General features: G+C 61.3%; 9 protein-coding genes. All 9 read right to left on the bottom strand.

Translation table 11 applies throughout. The annotated features are described in order from the left end of the window. Window positions 1–61 precede the first annotated feature (61 nt). The 9 genes from AC3WL8_RS24200 to AC3WL8_RS24160 all read right to left on the bottom strand — a co-directional run bounded on the left by AC3WL8_RS24200 (window position 62) and on the right by AC3WL8_RS24160 (window position 12198). Window positions 62–619, bottom strand: a complete 558-nt coding sequence (locus tag AC3WL8_RS24200) for a DUF2889 domain-containing protein (protein WP_492378964.1) — start codon at window positions 617–619, stop codon at window positions 62–64. A 212-nt stretch (window positions 620–831) separates the two neighbouring features. Next, on the bottom strand, window positions 832–1728 hold the full coding sequence (locus tag AC3WL8_RS24195; RefSeq protein ID WP_492378963.1) for a LysR family transcriptional regulator: 897 nt from the start codon (window positions 1726–1728) through the stop codon (window positions 832–834). 160 nt (window positions 1729–1888) lie between these two features. Continuing rightward, the gene (gene acuI, locus AC3WL8_RS24190) at window positions 1889–2869 is read right to left on the bottom strand and encodes an acrylyl-CoA reductase (NADPH) (protein WP_492378962.1); all 981 of its coding nucleotides are present in this window, start codon (window positions 2867–2869) and stop codon (window positions 1889–1891) included. Between the two features lie 118 nt (window positions 2870–2987). Continuing rightward, window positions 2988–5036, bottom strand: a complete 2049-nt coding sequence (locus AC3WL8_RS24185; protein ID WP_492379012.1) for a molybdopterin-containing oxidoreductase family protein — start codon at window positions 5034–5036, stop codon at window positions 2988–2990. A gap of 228 nt (window positions 5037–5264) precedes the next feature. Continuing rightward, window positions 5265–8480, bottom strand: a complete 3216-nt coding sequence (locus AC3WL8_RS24180) for a bifunctional cytochrome P450/NADPH--P450 reductase (RefSeq protein WP_492378961.1) — start codon at window positions 8478–8480, stop codon at window positions 5265–5267. A gap of 46 nt (window positions 8481–8526) precedes the next feature. Continuing rightward, on the bottom strand, window positions 8527–9765 hold the full coding sequence (locus AC3WL8_RS24175) for a thiolase family protein (RefSeq protein ID WP_492378960.1): 1239 nt from the start codon (window positions 9763–9765) through the stop codon (window positions 8527–8529). Window positions 9766–9815: 50 nt separating this feature from the next. Then, window positions 9816–10604, bottom strand: a complete 789-nt coding sequence (locus AC3WL8_RS24170; protein ID WP_492379011.1) for an MBL fold metallo-hydrolase — start codon at window positions 10602–10604, stop codon at window positions 9816–9818. Window positions 10605–10650: 46 nt separating this feature from the next. Beyond that, the gene (locus AC3WL8_RS24165; RefSeq protein WP_492378959.1) at window positions 10651–11637 is read right to left on the bottom strand and encodes a quinone oxidoreductase family protein; all 987 of its coding nucleotides are present in this window, start codon (window positions 11635–11637) and stop codon (window positions 10651–10653) included. A 39-nt stretch (window positions 11638–11676) separates the two neighbouring features. Next, on the bottom strand, window positions 11677–12198 hold the full coding sequence (locus tag AC3WL8_RS24160) for a VOC family protein (protein WP_492378958.1): 522 nt from the start codon (window positions 12196–12198) through the stop codon (window positions 11677–11679). Window positions 12199–12202 lie beyond the last annotated feature (4 nt).

Below are 12202 nucleotides of genomic sequence, written 5' to 3'. Positions count from 1 at the left end.
GATCACCGGAATTCGCCGTACGCATACGCAGCCCAGAGCGTTGCGACAGGTGTGGTGCTTGTCAAATCGGCTTCGCGAACTGCGGGTAGAAGCGTGCGACCTGGGGTCCACCGGCCGCCCAGCCCATGCATTCGCCTATAAACGCCGGCTTTTCCCTGGCCTCGAACAAGTGGCTGTTTCGCGCGTCGCCTTCTCGCCAACCGAATACGGTCTGAAACGCGGTGGTCGCGAGAGGGAACAGCAACTCGCGAGCGTGTGTGCAGCCTCGCTCCGCGCCCACCGCCGACTTTACTGATTCACGCCAGGTGCGGTCGATGCGCTTTCCGACCAATGCCTGATAGTTCGGAATTGCGTCACTGCAAGAGAGGTACGGCGTCGAAGGCATGTCGACCTCGATCGCGCGAACCACCATGTCATTGCCGACGGTCAACCTGATTGCCATGTGGTGCACCTCGGACTCGGCCGCACGCAGACCTCGTACCGGCTCGGTGTACTGAAACGGCTTTTGATCGATCACCCGTCCCTCGATGTCCCACAGGCCGTCGTCGCGCTTGTAGCCTTCGCACCTCACGGTGCGCGTATGAACATGGTGACGCGGATGAGGCGTTTTGAACGTCATTGACGGACTCCTTTGTGGAATGATCCAGCAACAGTGCTGTGACAGTGGGACGGAAGCGCATTTCGACCGGAAGGCCAAAGGGATGTGAGCGCTCGCGAGCAGTGATCTAATTCACCGAAGTGGCCAAAAATCCGCCAACTGCTTTGTGAGCAGTGGTCCCGCGCCCGACTGCCTTGTCTTGCTATCGGCAAGTTGACAGCGCCCTTCGTCCTCTACTTTGCCATGACCTTCCATTCCTCCAGCAGGAAGTCGACGAACAAGCGAACCTTCTTGGGCAGAAATCTACGGCTCGGGTAGACCACGCTCAGGTCGCGCCTTGGCAATTGGTACTGGGGCAAAACGCGCACCAGATCCCCGGCATCGATATCGGGGCGGGCCAGGTACGAGGACAGCATCGCAACGCCCATACCCGCCAACGTCGCCTGGTGCATAAGCACCGCGTTACTACACAGCAGCCCAGGCTTGATTGGCACGGTGACTTCGCCTTCCGGACCCAGTAAAGTCCATTCTCGCTCGGCACCTGACAGCCGCAAAGCGATACAGCGGTGCTTGCTCAAGTCATGCGCATTGCGCAGCGGAGGATAGGCACGCACATAGTCAGTAGTGGCACACAGAATTACCTCGGCTGAAGTCAGCGGCCGTGCCACCAGGTGGGAGCCCAGCCCGATGTCCGACAGCATTACGGCCGCGTCGCGGCCTTCTTCAACGATATCGACATTACGGTCCGATAACATTACGTCGAATACCATGTCGGGATACTCCTGCTGGAAGCGGCCCATCAGGGCCGGCAGCAAATGAAGTCCGAACGACACCGGTGTCACCAGCCGCAGGGTTCCGGCCACCGACTCACTGCGAGAAATTACGTCGCTTTCGGCATCAGCCACACTCTCCAAAATTTGCTGGCATCGCTGCAGATAGGCCTCGCCGGCATGGGTCAGTGACAAGCTGCGCGTGGTGCGGATCAACAGCCGTGTCCCCAGGTGGCTCTCCAGGTCCGCAACATAGCGGGTAACCACCGCATTGGACATTTCCAGTTCCTGCGCTGCACGCGCAAAGCTGCTGAGTTCCACCACTGTGGAGAAGACGCGCATCGATTGCAGGCGATCCATTTCTCAAGTACCCCGCCTTCCACTCATCTGTACTTTCCTGGTTACGCGATCGGCTACGTGCCACCTTTCTAGCTAAAGGCACAACTCGCCGGGCAAGTACCTTAGCCAAACTGGTTCACTTCACCGAGATCGCAGTTTTGTCGTGGCAGACAGTACGAGATCAGTCTTCGGTCCGCACTACGACGCGCCCCCTGGTTTTTCCCGCCATGAGTTCCGCTGCGGCGGGAATCACTTCAGAAAGGCCGATCTCACGCGTCATGGTCTCCAAATGCCCAGGGTCAAGGCCCCGCGCGAGCCGGGCCCATGCCTCGTTGCGTAAATCAAGTGGCGCCATCACGCTGTCGATGCCAACAAGCGTAACTCCGCGCAAAATGAAAGGCAGCACGGTCGCCGGCAGATCCATGCCCTGGGCCAAACCGCAGGCCGCAACGGCTCCGCCATAGCATGTTTGGGCGCACGCGTTTGCTAGTGTATGGCTGCCAACGACGTCGACGACCGCACGCCAGCGCTCCTTCTGAAGCGGCTTACCCGGACCCGCGAGCTCGACCCGGTCCATGACTGATACAGCTCCCAGTGCTTTCAGGTAAGACGTCTCCGCGCTCTTCCCCGTCGTGGCAACCACCCGATGGCCGAGCTTCGACAACAGCGCGACGGCGATTGAGCCTACTCCGCCGGTTGCACCCGTTACGAGCACCTCGCCTTCACCGGGCCTGAGCCCATGGCGCTCCAACGCCATGACGCAAAGCATGGCGGTATAGCCCGCGGTGCCAATGGCCATCGCTTGCCGCGTCGTAAAGACCTCTGGGATCCGCACTAGCCAGTTGCCATCCAGGCGTGCGAGCTCCGACAGGCAACCCTTGTGCTTCTCGCCAACACCGAACCCGTTGAGCAGCACCCGGTCGCCTGGTTTCCACGCTGGATGGCTACTTTCTCGCACGACGCCTGCGCCATCAACGCCGGGGACCATCGGCCACTCCCGAACTATCGTAGAGCTGTTTGTGATGGCCAGTGCGTCCTTGTAGTTAATTGTCGAGTACTCGACGTCAACCGTCACGTCGCCCGCGGGCAAGAATTCGTCATCCATCTCCTTAAGGGTGGCGGTAAATTGCGACGACTTCTCCAGTACCAGCGCTTTGAACATGGGTCTCCTCAGACGTATATCATTTGATGGAAATTCGCGGAATATCTCAATCCAGTCAAGATGCCCCAACTTCGGTTCGAACGCAGAGCCAGACGTCTGCCAAACCTGCGCCCTTTGTCTACAGCCGATTTACTTCGCTAGCGCGCTGCACTCGACATGCCACGCCCTTCAGGTGTGGGATTCCTTGCTCGAGGTCGAGATGCTCAGGGTCGTCGGGGCATATTTGCGCATCCGCGAAATCCCACGCGCCGGACAAGGTTCCATCACCCTCGGGCCGTTCGGGCAGCCACCATCCATGCGGAACCCGCACCACTCCTACTGGCATATCCTCTCTCACGGAAATCCTGGCTTTCACTCGCCCCTGAGGCGTTACCACCTCCCCCCAGTCCCCTTCGCTCAGGCTGGCCTCGCCGGCATCCAGCGGGTTAAGGAACACAACCGGATCGGGCCGCCTTGCCCTAAGGGCGTGAATGTGCCGATGTCCCGTCTGAAAGAACTCGTCATCGCGAACACCAGTGAACATTGTCAACGGCCACGCCGGGTTGGCGGGCGGTGCCTCGCGCCAGTACGGCAACGGATCGAAGCCCAAGTCCGCCAGCACACTTGAGTGCAACTCCACCTTGCCGCTGGGGGTTGCAAATCCCGTCTGCTCATACTTCCGATACTTCAGCTCAGGGGCATGATAGGGATGCCTTTCCGCGAATTCGGAGAACGTCATGCCCAAGCGCGCCACGCGATGATCAAGCACCTCCTCGTTAGAGGTCCACGGGAAATGCTCGGCCATTCCCATTCTGATTGCGAGTTCCCTCCAGAAGTCGTAAACGCTCCGGCACTCCCCTTGAGGCTCTACAACCTTTTGCGATGGGCGGTAGATCGCAGTCCAGCCAAAGCCGTCCGACAAGCAACTTCGTTCCAACCAGGCATCTCCAGGCAGGATGTAGTCGGCTAATTGAGCCGTAGGGGTGCGGAAGTGTTCGACCGCGACCACAAGTGACTGATTGCGAAGTGCTCGCTCGATCAGCTGCATGTTTGCGTAACTCAGCAAGGTGTTGTTACCGAGCGTAAGGAACGCCTTTACCGGGTATGGATCTCCGTCTGCCATTGCCTTGAAAACGGCCGTCGGATTGGCCATATGGCTGCCACTGATCAGGTTTGGCCATTCATATCCCCACACTCTCTTTGCGGGCTCTCGCAGCGCGTCTGTCCCCCGGTAGGTGAATGCTGGATGTGTCGCTGACCCCAGTTGCTTAGCCCGCTGCTCGGGGCTCAGCGTCCCGTGGCATTCCATTTCGGACTCATGGACGATATCGGGATGGAGTCCGTGCAGCACCTCGCCACCTGGCACGTCCAGGTATCCACAGATCGCGCGCAGGCTGCACATCAGGCGGATAGCCGACGTCGAGTTTCGTTGCTGATCGGTGATAGGGGTCCACGGAATCACTGCTGGTCCGTTGGTGGCGTACATGCGCGCGGCAGCAGCAATTAGTTCAGGATCCACGCCCGTGATCTGCGCGACTCTTGTCAGCGGGAACTCGTCTACCCTGCGCCGAAATTCCTCAAATCCCGTGGTGAATTGCTCGACGAAGGCGTGGTCGTAGAGCCCCTCATCAAGGATGACTTTGAGCCATCCAAAACACATCGCGGCGTCCGTCCCTGGTCGCAGGGGAAGCCAGATGTCCGCGCGTTCAGCGCTCTCACTGCGTCGCGGGTCCAGGACGATAAGCTTTGCTCCCCTATCCTGGGCTCGTCGGATTGCGTTGTAGACGGGCGTCCAGGAATGTTGTCTTGGATTGTGCCCGAACAACACAATGCATTCCGTTTTGGGATAATCCGGATATGGGTACCACCCGTAGACAATGCGATTGATCGCAGCGGTGTTGCCTGCACATAGCGCGACACCGCTAATCCAGTTCGACGAACCGAGCTTATTCATGAACCGTCGTGCGGCACCATTGTCCGTCTGCGTGTTCCATTGAGACGTCGACACGGCCATCGCCTCAGGGCCATGCTTCGCGACGACATCCGATAGCCGGCGCGCGATGTCATCCATCGCCGCGTCCCAACTCACCCGCTCCCACTGGCCACCGCCTCGGGGACCAACTCGCTTCAGTGGATACAAGACGCGGTTGGGATTCGCGAAGCCAGAGGGTGCGTGGACCCCCTTCATGCAAATGTTCGCGCGGAGCGGACGAGGATCTAACGCCTTCACGCGGACGTCTCCGACCAAGCCGGAATCGGGAATCTCTGCGGAGACCTGGCAATAGATATCACAACTCGAGCACAGTACTCGCTTCTCAGTCACTTGGCTATTTCCTTAGTTGGCGGCATGACGTCGCAGGGCGGGCTGCATGGCTGCACGCGTCAACGACCGCGCAATCTCATTCGCACAGGCGGATCAATTGAAGACATCCTGACGATATCGGCCGTTCGTCAATTGATTGTCCAGCCAGGCGGAAGAAACTGCCTGGTCGACATGATGGCGTTGCTGGTGCAATGCGATCAGCGTTGCGCGGACAGCCGGTGCCATATGGGGTCCGTCGCCGCAGACGTAAATCACGGCACCCTGATCCCAGAGGGACCAGACCTCATCCGCAGCAGCGCAGAGCGCGTGCTGAACGAAGCGTTCGCCGTCAGGCCGTGCAGAGACGGCAAGCCGGACGGATACGACGCCCTCGCGCTCCCAACCCATCAGCTCATCCCGGTACAGCCAGTCGTGATCCGGATGGCGGCAGCCATGGAACAGCAATGTTGGCGGTGCGCCTCCGTTCAGGCGATGCTCATGCAGCCGTTGTTCAATGAAGCCACGAAACGGCGCAATGCCTGTACCTGGCCCGATCAGGATCAGGGGCGTTCCCGCCTCTGGCGCGAAGGCGGGCTCTGGCGTCCTGACAGCGGCCCAGAGCGACTGGCCTGGCAAAAGGCCGGCGAGATAGTTCGACGCCACGCCGCTGAACTCGCCACCGCCTGACAGTGCAGGCCCACGCAAAGTGCCGACCGTGATTGTCAACTCATCCGCGGTAGTCTCCGGAGACGAAGAGATGGAATAGAGCCGCGGCCGCAGTGGCGGATAAATCGTGAGCAGGCCCTCCAGGTCCAGTTCTATCGCCGGGTAGCGCTCCAGCAGTTCTGGCAGCCCCAGCCTTGGCGTGGAGACATGGGCGACATAACCCGTGGTGACATCGTCCGACGAGAGTGCTTCGAGCTGCCGACGCGTGAACGGGCAGCGCGTTGCGCGCTGAAGGTACGCCAGCGCAGTCCGAGTGGGGACATCCTGTAGTTCGAGGTAGTGCAACAGTAGTTCGCGCACCGTCAACGCGTTGTCCAGGGGCAGGCCCGCTGCCATGCCTCGCGCCGAATGGAGGCGCACGGTCGCCGCGCCGGACAACCCAAGACGATCAATCAGCGCCTCCACCACTTCCGGCTTATTGCTCGGGTAAACGGCGAGGTGATCACCGGTCCGGTACGCGGGGCGTGGCGCCTCTGCCGGCAGACGCAATCGAATGTGACGCGTCGATGTGCGTGGGGGCTCGATGGCAAAGTCCCATAACCCGGCCGGCTCCCGCACCAGTTCCTCATTGTCGATGACCTCCAGTTGCATCACACCTGGCGGCAGGACAAGCTGACGCGCCGTGAACGGATCCGTGAGTTCAATCCTGACCGGTGGTCGCAACGGAAAATCCTCGCCGCCTGTGCCCAGCTTGCGCCACATGGCGGCTAGCCACTCCCCCGCCGTCCGGTCGAAGTCGCCGTCGGCATCGGCCTCGCCACGATCCAGCAGGCGAACGGCACCCGCTTGTTCGAAGAAGTCTGCAACACGTTTCGGAAAGGCCTGATAGGTCGGCCACTGCGAATTGCCGCAACCGAGGACCGCCACGGTCAACGCTGGGGCCCTGAACGTTGCCAGCTCACTCGCAATGGCAGCGTCGAACTTCCTCGCCGTGTCAGGCGCGCTTCCGTAGTAGGTCGATGCAACGACGATCAGCACGCCTTCAGCAGGCATCGCACCAACCAATTCATCCAGCTCGTGCACGGTGGTGTCGAAGCCAGCATGCGCGGCTCGCTGAGCGATCTCGCCCGCAATCTCCCGTGCACACCCCAGGCTGGAGCCGAAGGCTATGCGCATGCGCCGGCCGCCTCCTGCCGGCAGGGGCCCCTCCTCCGCATCAAGTCCGGGGTTGTGATCCCTCTCAGTCGGCGCAGCAGACGGGCTAAAGCGCTCATGCGCAAGCCGCGGACTGGCGCGCAGCACGAATCCCTCGGGCTTGATGGTCAGGGCCTCGGCAATGCGGAATTGATAGTCGTGTGGATCCTCGAGTTTGAAGCGCTGCAGGATAAGCGCCAGCGCAAGCTTGGCCTCGGCTAACGCAAATTGCCGACCGATGCACGCACGCTCTCCATTGCCGAAGGGCTTATAGGCGGCAGGATGACGATCGCGCTCATTCTCTGGCAGGAAGCGGTTGATGTCGAAACGGTCAGGACTTGGCCATACTGCCGGGTCGCGATGCAGCGCCGTCGTGAGCACGGTAACCCGGGAGTCCTTGACGATCCGGTACCGTCCGCCAATCACCTCGTCGTTAAATGGGGCGACGCTGAAAGCGGGGGCTGTCGGCCACAGGCGCAGAGTCTCCTTCAGTACCCTGTCGATGACGTCAAGTCGCGCCAGGTCGCCGTATTCCGGTATGCGGCCCCCCGGCAGGACGGCATCGACCTCGGCATAGGCCTCAGCCAATACGCCGGGATGGCGCACCAGTTCATAAAGCGCGAAACTGAGCAGGCCGCTGGTCGTTTCGTGCCCGGCCATCAGGAGCGTGAGCACCTGAAAGCGGATGTTCAGGTTGTCCAGCGCTTCGCCAGTCAGCGGATCTCGCGCTTCCAGCATCAGGTTCAGAAGATCCCGGGTGCCGGTGGGCTCGCGCCGCCGCTGTTCGATCACTTCGTCCACCAACTGGTGCAGGTACTGGGTGTCAGCGTCAAACTGCTCTCGCGAACGGCGCATCAACGCCGTTTGGATCGGCAGGCGCGTGACGCGCGCCAACGCTTCGCTCAGTGAGCGCACCATGGCTTCGATAAACGGGTGTACGCCCGGGCTGTCAAAGGACGCGAAATCATATCCGAACCCGCAACGGGCGATCGTGTCCAGAGTCAGCCGCGTCATGTCATCGGTAACAACGATGTCCGCGTCGGGGCCCCCGCGCTCCCATTTTTCAACGAGGCGCTGTACCACCGCGAGCATGGCATCAAAGTAGCCCCGCATTGCCCGTTGGCCAAATGCTGGCATGAGGATGCGATGCGCCTTGCCCCAGTTGACTTCGTCGCTGTAAGCGGTAAACAAGCCATCGCCGGCCAGCGGCCGCAGCATGGTGATTCCCGGACCGAGCGCTTTGCGAAAGCGCTGTGTGTCACATACCTGCATCGCGTGCGCGGCAGATGAGACGAAGGTGGCCCGCTTGCCGGCAAAGTCCAGCGCAAAAATGCCATCAAATGCGCGGGCAGTCTCAGTCAGGAACTGGACCAGCTTTCCTTTCGGTACCTGCGGCAGGTTGCCAAGAAGCGGATAACCCGCCTTACCCGGAATCGGTGCGAACGCTGAGAACGTAGCAGATGTAGTCATGATGCGTCGTGGCCCGCGGCCGGGCGGTGCAGTGGCGGCGACGGTCTCAGCGACCAAGAATGGTGATGCAGGCGACGGCCTCTTCCACGCCAATCAGCCCGCCGCCATTCTCGGCCAGGCCGACACGGGCGCCCTCGACTTGCCGGGCTCCCGCTTCACCGCGAAGTTGGGTCACCAATTCATGCACCTGCGCCAGGCCGGTGGCACCGATCGGGTGGCCTCGGGACTCCAGACCACCTGAAGGGTTGACCGGGATTCGTCCGCCAATCGCCGTCTCGCCGCGCTCCGCCATTGGCCCGCCGTCGCCGCGGGCGCACAACCCGAGGTTCTCAATTTGCACAATCTCACCCATGGCGGTGGCGTCGTGGACTTCGGCCACCGACACATCCGCCGGACCCAGACCGGCCTTCTCATAGGCCCGCCGCGATGCCAGCGCCGTACATGCATGTTCGGCGTCGTCGGCGCTGCGGTCGGAGCCAGCCTGCACAACGCTGGCCAACACCTTGACCGCACGCGACCGGCTCAGGCCCAGCCGCTTCAGCGCCGCCTCGCTGCAGACGATCGCCGCTGCCGCCCCGTCGCTGACCGGCGAGCACATCGGCATGGTCAGGGGGTACGTGATCGGCGGCGCGGCCAATACCTGCTCGATCGTATAGGGGTCGCGATACTGCGATAGCGGGTTGTGCCGGGAGTGCTGGTGGTTCTTTGCCGACACTGCAGCCAGTTGCCGCTGGGTGGTGCCATGGCGCTTCATGTGTTCACGCGCCGCGGCCGCATAGATGTCCATGAACACGCTGTAGGGCTTGGGCGAGGTTGTACCGGGAGGGATCTCCAGGCCCTGGCCGAGCTCCAGCAGGCGTTGTGTGTTCTCTTCGACCTGCGTCACGTCCCAGCCGCTGTCGAAAGCCGAGAACATCTTCGCACGATCCGACGAATACATCTTCTCGGCGCCGACGGCCAGCGCGACGTCACAGCCCCCCGCCAGAATATGATGAACGGCCAGGTTCAGCGCCGTGCTGCCGCTGGCGCAGGCATTCTCCACGCTGACGATCGGAATTCCACCTAGACCCATCGCCCGAAGTGCCACTGGACCGCGAATCATATGCTGTCCTTCCATATGGCCTTGTACACAGTTCCCGAAGTAGGCTGCCTCTATCAATGCCCCCTCGATACCCGCATCGGCCAGGGCGGCATCCACAGCGATCCTGGTCATCTGCTTGATGCTGAGATCCAGCAGCCTGCCGAACGGCGTCATTCCAATACCGACTACATACACGTCTTGCATAATCCATGCTCCCAACTTGATTGATTCCGATACTTCTGGATCGTGAAAATTCAACTGGTGTATCGCGCTAGCTCCACGGGATCGTGTGAGCAAAAGAGTTCAACTTCGTCACCGTGGCGTGCCGCCAACTCACGCAACCGCACCTGATTCTTTAGCCGCGCCCTGCGGTTCGCCTGGATATAAGCCTCGAAGAAGTTCATCGCCGGACGCCACCGCGGCTTGCCGGTGAGCTGAGAATGGTGGTAGTAGGCATCGCCGCAATGCATCAGCCAGCGATCACCATCGCGAACCGCCACGCCAGCGTGGCCATGCGTGTGGCCGATAAGCGGGATCATCAGGATGTCCACTGACAGACCCGGCAAGGCCCGAATACCCTCAAAGCCAAACCAGCGCTCGCCTGCGTTCTCGTGCACAGTCCAGTGCGGCTGGTGCTCGAATTGCGGCATGCGAAAGCGTGCACGGTCACGTGGCGTCGGATGCAGGATCTGGTCGAGTTCCGGCTTGAAGACGTGCACCTGTGCGTCAGGAAAGTCGGCCAGTCCACCCACATGATCGAGGTCCACATGCGTAGCAATCACGTGGCGCACATCACGGGGGTCGTAGCCCAGTGCACGGACTTGCGAGATCGCTGCTTCGTCGACGTCGAGCCTCGGTTTGAATAGCGCAGGGTATGTCGAGCCCAGGCGGCGGCGCGAATCGGTGATGTCGCGCAAGCCCAGCCCGGTATCGACCAGCACCAACGCCTCTGGTGTCTCAATCAACAGGCAATGACAAACCAGGTGACCCGGTCGGCGCCAACTGCCTCCGCCATTGACCAGTGGCTCGCAGAATGGACACATCGTGCCGCAGTTGAGATGGTGAACCCGCAAAGTCATCGCCGACTCGTCATAGACCTTCGGCCACGACGTGAGAAAGCACGATCTTTCCAAAGTGCCGGTTCGCGGCCATATGCTCCAGCGCCTGCCCAACCTCTTCAAGCCTGAAGACCTGAGCGACCGGCATGCGGATCTTTCCCCTGTCCAGTAGTGCCCCGAGATCGTTCCGGGTGCGGGCCACGACTTCCACCACTTCGGCCGGAGTGCGTGTGCGGAAGCTCACGCCAACATAGGTGATGCGGCGCATCGAATGCAGGTCGAAATTGAAGTCCCCGCTTTCGCCCGCAACCCGCCCCACATTGACCATGCGGCCTCCGATACGCGTTGCCGCCAGGCCACCATTGACGTAGGGCCCCGCTACCATGTCGACAAGCAGATCAGTACCCTGGCCATCGGTCGCGTCCAGCACCTGCTGCACCCAATCCGCACGGCTCGTGTCAACGACGGCATCCGCGCCGAATTCCTTCAGTCTCGCCCGACGATCGGCCGATGTAGACGAACCGATGACCTTTCCTGCCCCCAATGCCTTCGCGATTTGCATGCCGGCCACGCCGATACCCGAACTGGCCCCCTGCACCAGCACCGCCTGTCCCGGCTTCATGGCGCCGTTTGTCACAAGCGCGTCGTGCATGGTCTGGAGGCCCACCGGCAATGCCGCGGCCTGCTCGTAGCTCAACCCCGCCGGGATCGGATAGATCAACGGAGCGTAGCCCAGCGTGAAATCGGCAAAACCACCGATTCCTGCGCCCATCACGCGGTCACCGACGCGCCACGCCGTGACGCCTGCGCCCACCTCGGCGATGTCACCCGCCCATTCAACGCCAAGTGGCACGCCGGTGCCGCCGACGCTACCGTGCTCGGCTCCCTTCGACATCGCAAGATCAATGCGATTGAGCGCGCTGGCTCGGACCTGGATCAGCACCTGTCCGGGCCCGGGCGTTGGGCTGGGAACGTCGGTGAGGAAAACTCGCTGTCCATCGGACACTACGGCACGCATGATTGGTATCTCCTTCTACTAAGTTCCGTGGTACGTTGTTCAGACCTTACGCACAGGATTCTGGCCATCCCAAGTCAGCGCGGCCTGCCGGATCTGCTCGAACATCTCGCCCTTCGGCCCGCTGATGTCAGAAAGTTCGACGACCGTTCCGGGAACGTCGGGTGACTCGAAGTAGCAGAAGCGTCCCGTCGGCCCTCCGATCTGCCCTTCTTGAATGATCACGAGCCCTTGCGCAACCGCACGATCGAGCACGGACTGGTAGTCTCGGGTCCAGTACGCGATATGTTGAATACCCTTGCCACCGGCATCACGGAATTCCCTCCAGCTTGAGGGCGCGTCGTTAGTCATCTTGATCAGTTCGATCTGGATATCGCCCGAGTTTGCGATCGCCACTGCAAACCTGGCGTCCGAAGGCTGGCCCCGGTGACGGAACTGGTCCATCGACACGTCTTCGACGTGAAACCATGGGCCGACGCCCATGGCGAGCCATTGCTGCATTGCAGCCTCGAGGTCCTGGACCACATAGCCAATCTGGCTGACCTTGCCGAATAGAGAACTCATGAGT

This window comes from Cupriavidus sp. FW305-F7, assembly GCF_058782875.1.
The sequence above is the reverse complement of the archived record's forward strand: the minus strand, read 5'-3'. Positions and strand labels throughout refer to the sequence as shown.

Excerpts from the sequence above, each read along its gene's own strand:
- AC3WL8_RS24200 (WP_492378964.1), bottom strand. The coding sequence starts at position 619 with ATGACGTTCAAAACGCCTCATCCGCGTCACCATGTTCATACGCGCACC.
- AC3WL8_RS24195 (WP_492378963.1), bottom strand. The coding sequence starts at position 1,728 with ATGGATCGCCTGCAATCGATGCGCGTCTTCTCCACAGTGGTGGAACTC.
- acuI (WP_492378962.1), bottom strand. The coding sequence starts at position 2,869 with ATGTTCAAAGCGCTGGTACTGGAGAAGTCGTCGCAATTTACCGCCACC.
- AC3WL8_RS24185 (WP_492379012.1), bottom strand. The coding sequence starts at position 5,036 with ATGAAGGGGGTCCACGCACCCTCTGGCTTCGCGAATCCCAACCGCGTC.
- AC3WL8_RS24180 (WP_492378961.1), bottom strand. The coding sequence starts at position 8,480 with ATGACTACATCTGCTACGTTCTCAGCGTTCGCACCGATTCCGGGTAAG.
- AC3WL8_RS24175 (WP_492378960.1), bottom strand. The coding sequence starts at position 9,765 with ATGCAAGACGTGTATGTAGTCGGTATTGGAATGACGCCGTTCGGCAGG.
- AC3WL8_RS24170 (WP_492379011.1), bottom strand. The coding sequence starts at position 10,604 with ATGTGTCCATTCTGCGAGCCACTGGTCAATGGCGGAGGCAGTTGGCGC.
- AC3WL8_RS24165 (WP_492378959.1), bottom strand. The coding sequence starts at position 11,637 with ATGCGTGCCGTAGTGTCCGATGGACAGCGAGTTTTCCTCACCGACGTT.
- AC3WL8_RS24160 (WP_492378958.1), bottom strand. The coding sequence starts at position 12,198 with ATGAGTTCTCTATTCGGCAAGGTCAGCCAGATTGGCTATGTGGTCCAG.